This window comes from Microbispora sp. NPDC049633 (assembly GCF_040675265.1).
GTDB lineage: Bacteria > Actinomycetota > Actinomycetes > Streptosporangiales > Streptosporangiaceae > Microbispora > Microbispora maris.
The window spans coordinates 26,147-41,603 of sequence record NZ_JBFAOO010000024.1 but is presented as its reverse complement, the minus strand read 5'-3'; the positions used below and the strand labels follow the sequence as shown (position 1 = coordinate 41,603).

General features: G+C 72.1%; 14 protein-coding genes and 1 pseudogene. 11 read left to right on the top strand and 4 right to left on the bottom strand.

Annotated features, from left to right (window positions below; genetic code table 11):
- The 6 genes from AB0J39_RS09300 to AB0J39_RS09275 all read left to right on the top strand — a co-directional run bounded on the left by AB0J39_RS09300 (position 1) and on the right by AB0J39_RS09275 (position 6,373).
- Entirely contained in the window at positions 1 to 1,224 is a 1,224-nt protein-coding gene (locus AB0J39_RS09300) for a ribonuclease D (RefSeq protein WP_363462915.1), read from the top strand.
- Between the two features lie 100 nt (positions 1,225 to 1,324).
- Positions 1,325 to 1,600 (top strand): hypothetical protein, encoded by a 276-nt coding sequence (locus AB0J39_RS09295; RefSeq protein ID WP_363462914.1) that lies wholly within the window; start codon positions 1,325 to 1,327, stop codon positions 1,598 to 1,600.
- 90 nt (positions 1,601 to 1,690) lie between these two features.
- Positions 1,691 to 2,260, top strand: a complete 570-nt coding sequence (locus AB0J39_RS09290; RefSeq protein WP_363462913.1) for an RNA polymerase sigma factor — start codon at positions 1,691 to 1,693, stop codon at positions 2,258 to 2,260.
- Entirely contained in the window at positions 2,257 to 2,895 is a 639-nt protein-coding gene (locus tag AB0J39_RS09285) for a hypothetical protein (RefSeq protein WP_363462912.1), read from the top strand. Before AB0J39_RS09290 ends, AB0J39_RS09285 begins: the two co-directional genes overlap by 4 nt.
- A 191-nt stretch (positions 2,896 to 3,086) precedes the next feature.
- Positions 3,087 to 4,271, top strand: coding sequence for a thiolase family protein (locus AB0J39_RS09280; RefSeq protein WP_363462911.1), 1,185 nt, complete (start codon positions 3,087 to 3,089; stop codon positions 4,269 to 4,271).
- Positions 4,268 to 6,373 carry a 3-hydroxyacyl-CoA dehydrogenase NAD-binding domain-containing protein gene (locus AB0J39_RS09275; protein ID WP_363462910.1) on the top strand — a complete coding sequence of 702 codons (2,106 nt, stop codon included), beginning with the start codon at positions 4,268 to 4,270 and terminating at the stop codon, positions 6,371 to 6,373. The genes AB0J39_RS09280 and AB0J39_RS09275 overlap by 4 nt, the downstream gene beginning before the upstream one ends.
- 179 nt (positions 6,374 to 6,552) lie before the next feature.
- On the opposite strand, the pseudogene AB0J39_RS09270 reads toward AB0J39_RS09275, so the two are convergent.
- A pseudogene (locus tag AB0J39_RS09270) lies at positions 6,553 to 6,924 on the bottom strand (GNAT family N-acetyltransferase); the annotation flags it as partial.
- On the opposite strand from AB0J39_RS09270, the gene AB0J39_RS09265 reads away from it, so the two are divergent.
- Genes AB0J39_RS09265 through AB0J39_RS09255 form a run of 3 tightly spaced genes read left to right on the top strand, consistent with a single transcriptional unit; the run spans position 6,917 to position 8,561 of the window.
- Entirely contained in the window at positions 6,917 to 7,600 is a 684-nt protein-coding gene (locus AB0J39_RS09265; RefSeq protein ID WP_363462909.1) for an AAA family ATPase, read from the top strand. The pseudogene AB0J39_RS09270 and the gene AB0J39_RS09265 sit on opposite strands and share 8 nt — an antisense overlap.
- Entirely contained in the window at positions 7,564 to 8,286 is a 723-nt protein-coding gene (locus tag AB0J39_RS09260; protein WP_363462908.1) for a hypothetical protein, read from the top strand. Before AB0J39_RS09265 ends, AB0J39_RS09260 begins: the two co-directional genes overlap by 37 nt.
- A gap of 17 nt (positions 8,287 to 8,303) precedes the next feature.
- Complete coding sequence (locus AB0J39_RS09255; protein WP_363462907.1) at positions 8,304 to 8,561, top strand: helix-turn-helix transcriptional regulator; 258 nt, start codon at positions 8,304 to 8,306, stop codon at positions 8,559 to 8,561.
- Positions 8,562 to 8,630: 69 nt separating this feature from the next.
- Here AB0J39_RS09255 and AB0J39_RS09250 read toward each other — a convergent pair whose 3' ends face one another.
- Entirely contained in the window at positions 8,631 to 9,704 is a 1,074-nt protein-coding gene (locus AB0J39_RS09250; RefSeq protein WP_363462906.1) for an alkene reductase, read from the bottom strand.
- Positions 9,705 to 9,830: 126 nt separating this feature from the next.
- Between AB0J39_RS09250 and AB0J39_RS09245 the strand changes: the two genes are divergently transcribed.
- Positions 9,831 to 10,199: a MerR family transcriptional regulator gene (locus AB0J39_RS09245; RefSeq protein WP_363462905.1), complete on the top strand. Its 369-nt coding sequence runs from the start codon at positions 9,831 to 9,833 to the stop codon at positions 10,197 to 10,199.
- Between the two features lie 125 nt (positions 10,200 to 10,324).
- Here the strand turns inward: AB0J39_RS09245 and AB0J39_RS09240 are convergent, their stop codons facing one another.
- Positions 10,325 to 12,520: an alpha/beta hydrolase-fold protein gene (locus AB0J39_RS09240; protein ID WP_363462904.1), complete on the bottom strand. Its 2,196-nt coding sequence runs from the start codon at positions 12,518 to 12,520 to the stop codon at positions 10,325 to 10,327.
- An 804-nt stretch (positions 12,521 to 13,324) separates the two neighbouring features.
- Between AB0J39_RS09240 and AB0J39_RS09235 the strand changes: the two genes are divergently transcribed.
- Positions 13,325 to 13,945 carry a LysE family translocator gene (locus AB0J39_RS09235; RefSeq protein ID WP_363462903.1) on the top strand — a complete coding sequence of 207 codons (621 nt, stop codon included), beginning with the start codon at positions 13,325 to 13,327 and terminating at the stop codon, positions 13,943 to 13,945.
- Here the strand turns inward: AB0J39_RS09235 and AB0J39_RS09230 are convergent.
- On the bottom strand, positions 13,911 to 15,392 hold the full coding sequence (locus AB0J39_RS09230) for an amino acid permease (protein WP_363462902.1): 1,482 nt from the start codon (positions 15,390 to 15,392) through the stop codon (positions 13,911 to 13,913). The two genes, AB0J39_RS09235 and AB0J39_RS09230, sit on opposite strands and share 35 nt — an antisense overlap.
- Positions 15,393 to 15,457: the final 65 nt, after the last annotated feature.

Here is a 15,457-nt window from a genome sequence, read left to right as displayed (position 1 = left end):
GTGACAGAACCCGTAGTCCAGCCCCTGTTGGAGCCGCGCGAGGGAATCCCGCCCGTCATCGAGGACCCCGCCACGCTCGCGGCCGCCGTGGACGCCTTCGCCCGCGGGACGGGACCGGTGGCCGTCGACGCCGAGCGCGCCTCCGGATACCGCTACAGCGGCCGCGCCTACCTGGTGCAGCTGCGCCGGGCCGGCGCGGGCACCGCGCTGATCGACCCGATCGGCTGCCCCGACCTGTCCGCGCTGGACGAGGCCGTGAGCGACGCCGAGATCGTCCTGCACGCCGCCAACCAGGACCTGCCGTGCCTGGCCGAGCTGGGCTTCCGCCCGCGGCGGCTGTTCGACACCGAGCTGGCCGGGCGGCTGCTCGGCTACGAGCGGGTGGGCCTGGGGACCATGGTCGAGCTCGTCCTCGGCCTTCGGCTGGAGAAGGGGCACTCGGCGGCCGACTGGTCGTCCCGCCCGCTGCCGGAGGACTGGCTGCGTTACGCGGCGCTCGACGTGGAGGTGCTGGTCGAGCTGCGCGACGTCCTCCACGAGGAGCTGGCCGCCACCGGCAAGCTGGGCTGGGCGCTGGAGGAGTTCGCGTCGATCCTGGCCGCCCCCGCGCTTCCCCCGCGTACCGACCCCTGGCGGCGCACCTCGGGCATCCACCGCGTGCGCACGCTGCGCGGGCTCGCGGTGGTGCGGGAGCTGTGGACGCTGCGCGACCAGATCGCGCGGGAGGCCGACCTCGCGCCGGGGCGGGTGCTGCCCGACTCGGCGATCGTCCAGGCCGCCCTCGACCAGCCGCGTACGACCAAGGCCCTCACCGACATCACCCCGTTCGTCGGCCGCAGCGCCCGCCGTCACCTCAACGACTGGCTGGCGGCGGTGAACCGGGCCCGCACGATGCCGGAGCAGGCCCTGCCGCAGCCCGTGGGGCCGGGTGACGGCCCTCCCCCGGCCAACCGGTGGGCCGACCGGGACCCCGCCGCCGCCAGGCGCCTCGCGGCGGCGCGGACCGTCGTGGCGGCGCTCGCCGACGAGCACCGCATGCCGACGGAGAACCTGCTCCAGCCCGACGCCGTACGCAGGCTGACGTGGGAACCGCCCGTGCCCATCAGCGAGGAGACCGTGGGAGACCGGCTGCGCGAGCTGGGCGCGCGGGACTGGCAGATCGGCCTGAGCGTCCATCCGCTGACGAAGGCACTGGAACGGCTGGAGATCAAGGGCGAGGTGTGAGATGACCGATGCCTCCGGGTAGGGCCTGCACCACGTCCAGCTCGCCGTTCCGCCCGGGGCGGAGGACGAGTGCCGCGCCTTCTACGTGGGCCTGCTCCGGATGACCGAGATCGGCAAGCCCCCCGCGCTCGCCGCGCGCGGGGGCCTGTGGGTGCGGGCCGGCGACCTGGAGATCCACCTCGGTGTGGAGGAGGACTTCCGCCCCGCGCGCAAGGCGCACCCGGGCATCCTGGTGACCGGCCTCGACGACCTCGCCGCGCGTCTGGAGGCCGCCGGAGTCGAGGTCGCCTGGGATCCGCACTTCCCCGGCCACCGTCGCTTCTACGCCCACGACAACGTCGGCAACCGCCTGGAGTTCCTCACCCCGCAGACCTGACCGGGGCGTACGACCGTCACCGGAAATGAAGCATTTCGGCCTGGCTCGGTAAGTACAGGTGACCGCAGACGCCAGGAAAGGCCGAGATGCATGACAACTACCCGCGAAGTCGTCGCGGCGGATGATGCGACCCTCATCGGGAGATCGCTGCACGAGCCGGAGGTCTTCGCCGTCCTGTTCGACCGGCACGCACCGCTCCTCCACCGTTATGTGACCAGGCGGCTGGGGCCCGGCGAGGCGGAGGACGTCGTGGCCGACACCTTCCTGGCCGCCTTCCAGAGCCGGGACGACTACGACCTGGGCCGCCCCGACGCCCGCCCGTGGCTGTACGGCATCGCCTCGAACATGATCGGTAAACGGCGGCGCGCCGAGGCCGCCCTCTACCGCGCGTACCTTCGCAGCGGCGTCCATCCGGGGGAGATACCGGGCGCGCAGGTGGAGGACGGAGTCAACACCCTGGCCGTCAACCGGCCGCTGGCACGGGCCCTGCTGCGGCTCAAGCGGGCCGACCGCGACGTGCTGCTGCTCGTCGCCTGGGCCGGGCTGAGCTACCAGGAGGTCGCCGACGCGCTCGCGATCCCCCCGGGCACGGTCGCCTCGCGCCTCAACCGGGCCCGCAACCAGATTCGCCGGGATCTACCCGAAGGAGAATGGCAGTGAACGCGCTCACCAGCATGTGGCAGGCCGTCCCCGCGGCCTCGCAGGACGACCTCGCCGGGGCCAGGCGGCGGCTGTTGGACGGGATGCGGGCCCGGCGGCCCGCCCCCGCCACCTCACCGCGGCGGGTCCTCACCGCCCCTCGGCTGCTGATCGCGGCCGGCGTCGCGGCGGCGGCCGTCACCGCACCGCTGGTCGCCGGAGGCGGGACCCCGGCGTACGCCGTGACCGAGAACGCCGACGGCACGATCACGGTGGCTCTCAACGAGATGCGCGACCCCGAGGGGCTGCGGGCCGATCTGCTGGCGGCAGGCGTCACGGCCGACGTGTCGTTCCTGGCGCCGCACACGCGGTGCGCGGACGCCCGGTTCGAGGGCGTGGACCCTTCCTACGGGTCGCGGGGGCACACGGAGGAACAACTGCGGAACGGCGTGGAACGGTGGCGCTCGTTCGAGGCGGCCCAGGTGGTCGACGTCCGTGAGATCAGGATTCGCCCGGAGTTCATCCGGCCGGGCGAGACGCTCGTCCTGGAGTTCCGCGACAACCGGGACGCGCGGCGGCCCTGGCGGCTCGGCGCCTGGCTGGCCGAGGCCGGCTCTCCCGTGAAGCCCTGCACGCCCGTCCCGGACGCGGGCTGAACCCGCCCGCGTCGTCCCGGTGCGGCCGGAGGCTCCCGGAGGTGCGCGGCACGATCGTCGCGCGGCCTCCGGGGGCGTCTTCGCGTCGTGCGCGAGACCGACGGCATGTCCGTCGCCCCCTCTGATCCAGCGACCGGTTACCGACCAGTAGCATGGGCCTCCGGAAGCTACCGACCAGTAGGAGCGAACCCGTGCCTGCGTCCCGTGAAGTCGTCTTCGTCGACGGCGTTCGGACGCCTTTCGGCAAGTCGGGCCCGAAGGGCCTGTACGCCGAGACGCGTGCCGACGACCTGGTAGTCCGCGTCATCCGCGAGCTGATGCGGCGCAACCCCGGCCTCCCCCCGGAGCGGGTGGACGAGGTGGCCATCGCGGCCACCACCCAGATCGGCGACCAGGGCCTGACGATCGGCAGGTCCGCGGCGGTGCTCGCCGGGCTGCCGAAGTCGGTTCCCGGCTACGCCGTCGACCGCATGTGCGCCGGCGCGATGACCGCCGTGACCACGGTGGCGGGCGGCATCTCCTTCGGCGCGTACGACGTGGCCATCGCCGGCGGCGTCGAGCACATGGGCCGCCACCCCATGGGCGAGGGCGTCGACCCCAACCCCCGGTTCCTGTCCGAGCAGCTCGTCGACGGCTCGGCGCTGATCATGGGCATGACCGCGGAGAACCTGCACGACCGCTACCCGTCCATCACCAAGGAGCGCGCCGACGCCTTCGCCGTCGCCTCCCAGGAGAAGGTCGCCAAGGCGTACGCCGACGGCAAGATCCAGGTCGACCTGGTGCCGGTGGCCGCCCGCAAGGCCGCCGAGGGCTGGGGCCTGGCCACGGCGGACGAGGCGCCGCGCCCCGGCACCACGCTGGAGGGCCTGCGCTCCCTCAAGACGCCCTTCCGGGCGCACGGGCGGGTCACGGCGGGCAACGCCTCCGGCATCAACGACGGCGCGACCGGCTGCATCGTGGCCGCCGAGGACGTGGCGCGGGAGCTGGGCCTGACCCCGCGCATGCGCCTGGTGTCCTACGCCTTCGCCGGCGTGGACCCCGAGGTGATGGGCATCGGGCCGATCCCCTCGACCGAGCGCGCGCTGCGCCTGGCCGGGCTGTCCATCGGCGACATCGGCCTGTTCGAGATCAACGAGGCGTTCGCCGTACAGGTGCTGGCCTTCCTGGAGCACTTCGGCATCGCCGACGACGACCCGCGCGTCAACCCGTACGGCGGCGCGATCGCGTTCGGCCACCCGCTCGCGTCGTCGGGCGTGCGGCTGATGACCCAGCTCTCGCGCGAGTTCGCCGAGCGTCCCGACGTCCGCTACGGGATCACCACGATGTGCGTCGGCATGGGCATGGGCGGCACGGTCATCTGGGAGAACCTGGCATGAGCACGATCGAGACCTGCAAGGCCCTTCTGGAGGGCAAGAACGCCGACGAGGTCGTCACCAAGGCCCTCGTGCGCGACGTCGAGCTGCCGTACGGCGCGGGCACGATGGCGCTGATCACGCTCGACAACGGCCACGACCACACCAAGCCGAACACCTTCGGCCCGCACGGCCTGCTCGCGCTGAACGACGCGCTCGACGCGATCGCCGCGCGCTCCGATCTGGCGGCCGTCGGCGTCGTCGGCAAGCCGTTCATCTTCGCGGTCGGGGCCGACCTCAAGGGCGCGGCGGCGGTCTCCTCCCGCGAGGAGGCGCTCGCCATCGGGCGGCTCGGGCACCATGTGTTCCGCCGTCTGGGCGAGCTGGACGTGCCGTCGTTCGCGTTCGTCAACGGCGCGGCGATGGGCGGCGGGCTGGAGATCGCCCTGCACTGCACCTACCGCACCGTGTCGTCCGGCGTCCCGGCCATCGCGCTGCCGGAGTGCTTCCTCGGCCTGGTGCCCGGGTGGGGCGGCACCCAGCTCCTCCCCCGCCTGATCGGCCCGGAGAAGGCGCTCAAGGTCGTCATCGAGAACCCGCTGTCGCAGAACCGCATGATCAAGGGACGGGACGCGTTCGCCCTCGGGATCGCCGACGCGATGTTCGAGCCCGCCGACTTCGTCGAGGAGTCGCTGCGGTGGGCCGCCCAGGTGCTGCGCGGCGAGGTGACCGTCGAGCGGGCCGACCACACCGCCGGGGACTGGGCCCCGGTCATCGCCCAGGCCCGTACCCTCGTCGACCTCAAGCTGCGGGGCGCCTCCCCCGCGCCGTACCGGGCGCTCGACCTCGTGGCCCTGGCCCGTACGGCGTCCCGCGACGAGGGCTTCGCCGCCGAGGACGAGGCACTGGCCGACCTGCTCATGAGCGACGAGCTGCGGGCCGGGCTGTACTCCTTCGACCTGGTGCAGCGCAGGGCCAAGCGCCCGGCCGGCGCGCCGGACAGGTCGCTGGCCCGTCCGGTCACCAAGGTCGGCGTGGTGGGCGCCGGGCTGATGGCCTCGCAGCTCGCGCTGCTGTTCGCCCGCCGCCTGGAGGTCCCGGTCGTGCTCACCGACCTCGACCAGGCCCGCCTCGACAAGGGCGTCGGCTACGTCCACGCCGAGGTCGACAAGCTGCTCGGCAAGGGCCGGATCTCCGCCGACCAGGCCAACCGGCTGAAGGGCCTGGTGAGCGGGTCGCTGACCAAGGACGCCTTCGCCGACGCCGACTTCGTGATCGAGGCCGTGTTCGAGGACCTCGGCGTGAAGCAGAAGGTGTTCGCCGAGGTCGAGGAGGTCGTCTCCGACACCTGCGTGCTCGCGACCAACACCTCCTCGCTGTCGATCACGGACATGGCCTCCGGCCTGCGGCATCCCGAGCGGGTCGTGGGCTTCCACTTCTTCAACCCGGTCGCGGTGCTGCCGCTGCTGGAGATCGTCCGGGGCGCCGCCACCGACGACGCCACGCTGGCCACGGCGTTCGCGGTCGGCAAGACGCTGAAGAAGTCGTCCGTCCTGGTCAAGGACGCGCCCGCGTTCGTCGTCAACCGGCTGCTGACGCGCTTCATGGGCGAGGTCACGGCCGCCGCCGACGAGGGCACCCCGCTGGAGGTCGCCGACCACGCGCTCGACGCGCTCGGCCTGCCGATGACGCCGTTCGCGCTGCTCCAGCTCGTCGGCCCGGCCGTCGCGCTGCACGTGGCCCAGACCATGCACGCGGCGTTCCCGGACCGGTTCGGCGTGTCGGAGAACCTCGCCAGGCTGGTCGCCGCGGGCAAGCCCGGCCTGTACGGCCCGGACTTCCGCATCGACCCGGAGGTGCGGGCGCTGTTCGAGGGCGGCTCGTCCCCCTCGACCGGTGAGGAGGTGCGGCTGCGCGCGCTGCGGGCCCTCGCCCGGGAGATCAGGCTCATGCTCGACGAGGGCGTGGTCTCCGCGCCGCAGGACATCGACCTGTGCATGATCCTCGGCGCCGGCTGGCCGTTCCACACCGGCGGCATCACGCCGTACCTCGACCGTACGGGCATCTCCGAGGAGGTGACCGGCTCCCGCTTCCTGGAGCCCGGCGTGGCGTCCGTACCGGCCTGACGCCCGGGGCCGCCCGGGCCGCCGCCGTATGGCGAGAGCCGGGCCGGGCGGCCCGCCGCGCGTAGGGGAACGCATGTCTCGATCGCGTAGTAGTGGAGGCGCTCGTCGGAGGAGATCCGGCGCAGGCCGGCCTTCTCCAGCACCCGCTGGGAGGCGAGGTTGCCGTGAGCGGTGTCGGCGAGGGCACGGCTGATCCGCCCGGTGGCGAACCGCTCGTGCAGGAGGGCACGCAGCGCCTCGGTCGCATAGCCGCGCCCTTCGACCTCGGGGGCGACGCCGTACCCGAAACCGACGCTTCCCTCGTCGCCGGGCGGGCCGAAGAAGCCGATGCCGCCGATGACCGCGCCGGAGCTGAGCAGCACGATCTGCAGCGGGCCGAACAGCGGGTCGGCCGGAGCTTCCTGGAGGACGAGCCGCGCGATGTCCTGGTCGTCGTGGCGCGGGTAGCCAGGGCTCCAGTTCCGGCCCTCGCGAGAGCCTGCCACGACGTGCTCGGCCTCCTCTCGGGTTAACGGGCGCAACTGGAGCCGTGCCGTTTCCAGAGTGAACATCGTCACCGCCCACCTCGCACGCCCGTGCGGCGAACGGGCTGCCGGAAGACTGTCACGCGCTGCTCAACTGCGACGCCTCCTCACCGAGGCCCGAGCGGGCGCCAGCGCGGCGCTGGTGATCACCGGGGAGGCGGGCATCGGCAAGACCGCGCTGCTGGAGCACCTGGCCGCCCGGGCGGGATCGGCCAAGATCCTGAGGACGACCGGGATCGAATCGGAGACCGAGCTTCCGTTCGCGGCGCTGCACCAGCTTCTGCGACCCGCGCTGGGGCGGCTGGACCTGCTCCCCGAGCCGCAGGCGGCCGCGCTGCGGGCGGCCTTCGGCGTGACGGCCTCCGCCGGGCAGGATCGTTTCCTGACCGGGCTCGCCGTCTTGACGCTCCTGTCGGAGCACGCCGGGGAGGATCCCGTGCTGTGCCTGGTCGACGACGCCCAATGGGTGGACCAGGCGTCCTTGGACGCGGGGTTGCTCGGCCCGCTTCCGCCGACGCCGGGCGGCGCCACCCCGTCCAGCCGCGTGCAGGCCGGCTTCGGCGCGCGGATCGACCAGCTGCCGCAGTCCACGCGAACGGCGCTGCTTGTCGCCGCCGCCGACGACACGGGAGAGCTGGCCGTGGTGCTGCGCGGCCGGGGGCCACGGTGCCGGATCTGGAACCGGCCGAGAAAGCCGGGCTGATCCGCCTGACCGGACCCACGCTGGCCTTCCGGCATCCGCTGGTCCGGGCCGCGGCCTACCACGGCGCCACCCTGGCCGGGCGGATCGCCGTGCACCAGGCCCTGGTGACGAGCCTGGACGGCGACGAACACGCCGACCGCCGCGCCTGGCACCGCGCGGCCGCGGCGACCGGCGCCGACGAGCAGGCCGCCCTGGAGTTGGAGCGCGCCGCCGAACGCGCTACTGGCGGAGAGCGACCTCGCCCTCGGCCGGCTCGACCAGGCCGGACAGGCGGCCGCGGAAGGGCTGCGTATCGCCGAGTACGCGGGGCTGGACCACCGCCCCGCCACGACATCGTGGCCCGCTACGAGCGATGGGCGCAGCTGACCAGCCGCCCGGCCACGCTCGCCCTGGCCTCCCGCTGCCGCGCCCTGACGAGCCCTGACGAACAGGCCGAAGACCACTTCACCGCCGCCCTCGACCATCACGAGCAGGGCTTGGAACGCTCACGTACCCACCTGCTGTACGGCGAATGGCTGGTCGCCGACGCCGGCGCACCGACGCCCGGCGTCACCTCCGGACGGCGCTGGAAGCCTTCGAGAGGGCCGGCGCCACCCCCTGGGCGGACCGTGCCCGAGCGGAACTGCGCGGCACCGGGGCGGTCGTCGACGAGGCCGGCGCCACCGGCACCCTGCTCGGCCGCCTGACCCCCCAGGAGCGGGAGGTGGTACGGCTCGCGGCCGCCGGCATCAGCAACCGCGAGATCGCGGCCCAGCTCTTCCTCAGTCCCCGTACGGTGGGCCACCACCTCTACCGGGCCTTCCCCAAGCTGGGTGTCACCTCACGCACCGAACTCGCCGGCGTCGTGGGGTCATGGCGACGGCCGGAGAACTCCCCATCAGAACCCCCCGTCAGAACTCCCCGTCGCCGAGCGGTCTGCCGGTGGGCATCACCAGGGAAGGGCCCGGTCTGGCATCCCTGACGAACCTCGCCCCCCTCCGGAAGGGCGTGCGCTCCCCGGGGCGGAACACGGCTGCCCGGAGCGACGCGGTCAGGCCGCGTGCCGGTAGGCGGGGTAGGTGAGGTAGCCGGCGTCGCCGCCCTGGTACCAGGTGGACTCGTCGTCCGGCGCGATGGGGAGCCCCTGGCGCAGCCGCTCCACGAGGTCGGGATTGGCGATGAAGGCGCGGCCGAAGCTGATCAGGTCGGCGCCGAGCCCCAGCCAGTGATCGGCCGCCGCCTTGTCCGCCTTCCGGGGGCCCATCGGAAAGACCGGGTTGACGATGAGCGTGCCGGGCCAGGCCTTGCGCAGTTCGACGAGCACGTCCTCGTCGGTGGTGGCCTCGAGGTGGACGTACGCCAGGTCCAGGGGGGCCAGCTCGGCGAGCAGCGCGCCGTACAGCTCGGGGACGTCGCGCTCCTCCGCGCCCCACAGGCCCGCGCCGGGCGAGAGCCGGATGCCGGTCCGGTCGCCTCCCACCGCCTCCACGGTCGCCGACACCGCCTCCACGGCGAACCGGATGCGGCCCGCGACCGACCCGCCGTACGCGTCGGTGCGCAGGTTGGCGGTGCTCGACAGGAACTGGGCGATGAGATACCCGTTCGCGCCGTGCAGTTCCACGCCGTCGAAGCCGGCGTCGACGGCCCGGAGCGCGGCCTGCGCGTAGGACATGGCGTGCTCGGGCACCTCGGCGGTCTCCAGCGCCCTCGGTACGGGCGCGGGCTTGGGCCCTGAGGGGGTGAACACCTCGCCGGGAGCGGGGACGGCCGAGGGGCCCACCGGCCGCATCCCCGTGGTGTCGGGATGGGAGACGCGGCCGCCGTGCATGATCTGGGCGAAGACGCGGCCGCCGTTGGTGTGCACCGCGGCGGTGACCGGCCGCCACGACGCGACCTGCTCGTCGGTGTACAGCCCGGGGGTGCCCGGGTTGGACTGCCCCACAAGGCTCGGCTGCACTCCTTCGGTCACGATGAGCCCGGCGGTGGCGCGCTGGGCGTAGTAGGCGGCCATCGACGGCGTGGCCAGGCCGCCCGCGGCCGCGCGGACCCGGGTCATCGGGGCCATCACGACACGGTTGGGCAGAGTCAGCGCGCCGAGCCGGTAGCGGTCGAAGAGGGTCGTCATTTCTGAACGCCTTTCGGGAATCTCTGCGGATGGACGTGTCCGCCGGCTGGACACGCGACTACGCTAAGACCTGACATTGACGTCAGATGCAAGCGTTTGAGCCGAGATTTTCCGACAGGAGGCGCGATGCGGATCGGCGAGTTGGCGTCGCAGGCGGGGGTGAGCGTCCGTTCCCTGCGCTACTACGAGGAGCAGGGCCTGCTCACCAGCACGCGCAGCCCCAGCGGCCAGCGCCACTACACCGAGGACGAGGTCGAGCGGGTGCGGTTCATCCAGCGCCTGTACGGCGCGGGCCTGTCGAGCCGGACGATCGCCGAGGTCCTGCCGTGTGTCGACACGCCGAGCGAGCGGAACTCCGACGAGGCGTTCGAGCGGCTGGTCCAGGAGCGGGACCGGATCAGCCGGCACATCGACGAGCTCGCCCAGGCCCGCGACGCCCTCGACCTGCTCATCGACGCCAACCGAGCGCACCGCGCCCACCGGACGCCCACCTGACGCCCCGCTGACCTCGGACACGACAGCGACGGCGCGCCGCCGATCGTGACCACCGCGACAGGCCACCATGACAGGCCACCGCGCCCCTCCCGTGCACGCGCGGGAGGGGCGCGGCGGAAGCCGGGTCAGCGCCTGAACAGACGCGGCGCCAGGTCGATGAGGTTCTTCTGCCACACGTCCCAGCCGTGCGGCCCAGGGGTGACCCCGTCGAACTCGTAGCGGATGCCGAGGCTGTCCAAGGTGGGCAAGGATCCCATGAACAGGGGCTGCACGAAGTCGGTCTGGTCGCCGACGTACAGGCGCAACATCCTGGTCCCGTTGTTGATCGCCGCCGCGTCGACGCCGTCGCCGCTGCCGAACCAGGCCGAGAACGCGGCGACGTAGGCGAACCGGCCCGGGTACGCCTTGAGCACCCCGAGCGTCTGCACGCCGCCCATCGAGAGACCGGCCAGGGCCTGCCGCGACGGGTCGCCGGAGACGTTGTAGCGGGCGCGGGCCGCCGGGACGATGTTGTCCAGCAGCTCCTTGTTGAAGTCGGGCACGTTGCCGTTGCCCATCACTACCACCATGGGCACCAGCTTCCCGTCGAGGAACTGGTGGTCGAGGATCTGCTTGGCGCGGCCCATCTCGACCCAGTCCGTGTAGCTCTGACCGCTGCCGTGCTGGAGGTAGAGGACGGGATACGGCTCCGCGCGCTTGGCGTCGTACCCGGGCGGGGTCCAGACCAACGCGGTCCGGTCCTGGTTGGCGACATTGCTCGGGTACGTCAGGCTCTCGACCTTGCCACCCCGGCCGGCGGGAACGTCCGAGAGCAGGCGCGCCCTCTCCCCCGGGATGAAGAAAGAGCTCCAGTTCGGCTCGGAGGTCACCTTCGTCGGGTTCGACGTGTCCTTGACCGAGACCCGGTCCACGATCCACTGGTAGTAGTAGAACCACGGGTCCAGCGGACCGATGGTCACCCGCCAACGGTCGCCGTCGCGGGACATCGGAACGCGTAGCCAGCTCCCGCCGGGAGCGTCGTTCGCCCATACCGTGACGTGCTTGGCGTCCTTGAAGTCCGTCGTGGTCTCGAAGGTGACGAAACCGTCCCGCACGAACGGCGTCGGCGTGGTGCCGGGCGCGGGCGGGTGGAACTCGCCCTTCAGCCGTCCGTGACCGGCGCTCGGACCGTGATCGCGCACCGGGCGGAACAGCCGCGGCACGAAGTCGATCAGGTTCTCCTGCCAGGTGTTCCAGTTCGCCCCGCCGTCGGGGTTGACCCCGTCGAACTCGTACCTGACTCCCGCGCGGTCCAGTGTCTTCGTGAGTCGAACGGTGGCGTTGTACGCGGGATCGGTCACGTTCCCGGTGTACAGCCGCAGCAGCGTGAGGCCGCGGCCGATCGCCCTCGCGTCCGGCCGGCCTGCGCCGTCCGTCGGCAGGCCCGAGAACGAGCCCGCGTAGGCGAACTCGTTCGGGTGGGTCAGCGCGGCACGCAGCGCCAGCGCCCCACCCTCGGCCACTCCGGCGATCGCCTGGTGCGCCGGGTCGCGCAGGACGTCGTACTTGTCCGCGACCGCCTTCCGGAGGTCCTTCAACTCCTTGTCGTCCGCCCGCCCGTCACCGCCGCCGACCACGACCACCATCGGCTCCATGGAGCCCTGGGCCGAGAGGTTGTCGAGGATCTGCTTGGCCCGGCCGAGGTCGAGCCAGTCGGTGGCGCTCTGCCCCTCGCCGGACTGCAGGAACAGCACCGGATACCCCTTCGGCCCCTTGGGACCCTTGGCGCTCTTGGCCTGGTAGCCCGGCGGGGTCCAGACCAGGGCCGAGTGTTCCTTCTTCTTGATCCGATAGGTCAGGGTCTCGACCTTGCCGCCCTGCCCCTGCGGCGCGTCCGCCAGCAGGCGCGCCGGGTCGCCCGGAACGAGGAAGGTGCTCCACAGGTGCTTGGAGGTCACCCCGGTGGCGTTCGTCGGGTCCTTTAGGCTCTTGGTGTCGTCGCCCGTGACCTGGTAGGAGTACAGCCCCGGCTTGAGCGGCCCGAGGGCCCCCCACCAGACGTCGCCCCTGCGGGTCAAGCCGTACTCCGCCCAGGCGAAGGAGGGGCCGAAGTTCCCCTCGACGGCCACCTGCGACATCTGGCCCGCGTTGGCCTCGATGTAGGCCGCCGGAATGCTGATCGCCACGTAACCGTCGTCCGAAACGCTCAGCCACGGCGTGTCCGCCACCGCCTGCCGGGGCGCGACCAGAACCGCCGCGACCGCCACGACTCCTGCGGTGATCACCGCCGAGAGCCGGCGCGCCGCCGTGAGGCGCGGGCCGCCGTGCTGGAATAACGTCATACCGAAACTCCCCTGATGGCCGCAGTGGTCGGTCCGACCCACCGACCTTACTCGTCGGTAGAATGGCGCCACCGATTCTGTGACCGAACGTCCGAGTCACAGGCACTTTCGCTCTCTTTTAGTCGCGAGCGATATCGGCCGCGATTCCAACGAATCAAGCTAATTGATATGATCTGAATCCACAAGCCTGTTGCGCGCCGCCCCGCCGGACCACGGCCGCTCCGCCGGCGTCGGCTCGGCGCATGTCGCATCCATGGCGTGCGCGCGGACACGGCACCGGTTCACCGTCGCAAGGGGTGACCTCGCATTTGTCCGCCGCCCGCAGCGGCCGACGCCGACCGGAATGGGAAACGGACGGCAGCGGGGGCGCCGTCCGCGCCGCAGACATGACCGCGCCGACCGCGGCGTTACGGTCGCCGCTGCTTGACTGGCGACTCTGACGTCGCCGAATCGGCAGCTCATTCGAAAGACGCCGTTTCCGGAGACGGCGATCCGGTCGCACTCCTCGTCGCACGGTTTCCGTCTCCGCGACGCGCAGTCGCCCCAAGCGAATTCGTTATCGGCGCGGCGGCTCGGGCTGTTCGCCCGCCGGGTCACCGTCCTCCCAATGGCGCGGGAGCCGCATACTCGTCCGCGATCGGGTAAGCGGCCCGTGTGTCATCGTTCGCGAGAAGAGGCCGGACGGGAAAGGACACAAGACGAGCCGATCGCCCTGGAGACAGCGGGCTGGGCGGCGCTTTCCGCCGAACCCCGCCGGCCGACCGGCGGTAGCCTCTCGTGCGGACGAAACGGGAGGTTACGGGCGTGACGGAACTGCTGATGGGGCTCAGCCTCGGCCTGGGGGCGGGTGTCACACCCGGGGCGCTGCTGACGCTCGTCATCACGGCCAGCCTGCGCGGCGGGTTCCGCGCGGGGGTGCGCCTGGCCTGCGTGCCGCTGCTGTCCGATCTTCCCGTGGTGCTGCTCGCCGTGACGGCCGTCGGGGCGCTCCCGCAGATGCTGCTGCGCGTCCTGGCGGTCGGGGGCGGGCTCTACGTCGTGTACCTGGGCGTGGAGACGCTGCGCGAGGCCCGTACAGCCCTGCCGCCCCGGCCGGGTGAGGCGGCGCCCTCCTCGGCCGGGGAGGTCCTGCGCGGCGTCGTGGTGAACCTGCTCAACCCGCACCCCTGGCTGTTCTGGATCGCCGTGGGGTCCCCGATCTTCGTCTCGGCATGGGACCACGCCCCGGCGTACGCGCTGGCCTTCGTGGGCGGCTTCTACCTGGTCCTGGTGGGTTCCAAGGTGGTGCTCGCGGGAGCCGTGGGGGCCGGCCGGCACCGGCTGACCGCCCGCGGCTACCGCCTGCTGCTGGGCGCGAGCGGCCTGCTGCTGGCCGCCGTCGGCGCCGTGCTCACCGTCCGAGGACTGCTTCCCCGGGCGTTGTAGTCGCCACCCTGCTGCGGCGGTGGCCGTACATGAAGTAGACGGCCGCGCCGATGGCCATCCAGACGAAGAACCGGATCCAGGTCTCCACCGGCAGGTTGAGCATCAGGTAGGCGGACGCCAGCACCGACAGGATCGGCACCAGCGGCACCAGCGGCGTACGGAAGGAGCGGGGCAGGTCGGGGCGGGTCCTGCGGAGGATCACCACCGCCACCGCGACGATCACGAACGCGAACAGCGTGCCGATGTTCACCAGTTCCGCGATGGCGCTCAGCGGGATCAGCGCCGCGAGCAGCGCGGTGACCGCGCCGATGACGATCGTGATCCGGTACGGCGTGCGGAACGTCGGGTGGACCCGGGCGAGGGAGCGGGGCAGCAGGTTGTCGCGGCACATCGCGAACAGCACCCGGCTCTGGCCGAGCATGAGGATCATCACGACCGTGGTGAGCCCGGCGATGGCCCCGATACTGATCACCGTCGCCATCCAGGGCTGGCCCACCGCCCGGAACGCGTCGGCGAGCGGGGCCGACGCGCTGAGCTCGGAGTAGTGCTGCATGCCGACGACCACGAGCGAGACCGCCACGTAGAGGATCGTGCAGACGACGAGCGAGGCGATGATGCCGATAGGCAGGTCGCGCTGGGGGCGGCGGGTCTCCTCCGCCGCGGTCGCCACGACGTCGAACCCGATGTAGGCGAAGAAGACCAGGGCGGCGGCCGTGAAGACGCCGAAGACGCCGTACGCGACCGGCTGCACGCCGAACAGCACCTGGATGAGCGGCGCCTTCATGCCCTCGGTCGCGGGCATCGCCTGGGCCGGCGGGATGAACGGCCGGTAGTTGGCTCCCTTGACGAAGAACAGCCCGGCGATGATCACGAGCAGCACGACGGCCATCTTGACCGCCACCATGGCGCCGTTGAACCGGGCCGACATCTTGATCCCGGCCACCAGCACCCCGGTCAGCAGGATCACGATCAGCGCCGCCGGGATGTTGAAGACGGCCTCGTCGCCGGCGATCGACGGCGGCAGGTAGACGCCGAAGTTCTTCAGCAGCGACGCGAAGTACCCCGACCAGCCCGAGGCGACCACCGCCGCGCCCAGGGCGAGCTCCAGCATCAGGTCCCAGCCGATGATCCAGGCGGGGAACTCGCCGATCGTGGCGTACGCGTAGGTGTAGGCCGAGCCGGCCACCGGCACCGTGGCGGCGAACTCGGCGTAACACAGGGCCGCGAGCGCGCACACCACCCCGGCGACCACGAAGGAGATCGCGACGGCCGGGCCGGCCGTGTTGCGCGCCGCCACGCCGGTGAGCACGAAGATCCCGGTGCCCACGATGACACCGACGCCGAAGACGGTCAGATCGAGAGCGCTCAGGCTGCGCCTGAGCCGATGCTCGCCGCCTTCGGCATCCTCAATCGACTGTTCTACCGGCTTCGTCCGGAACACGCTCATCCGCAGGCTCCTCATCATGTCGACGACCTGCAGACTTCCCGGTCACACCGGTATTACTCCTGGTT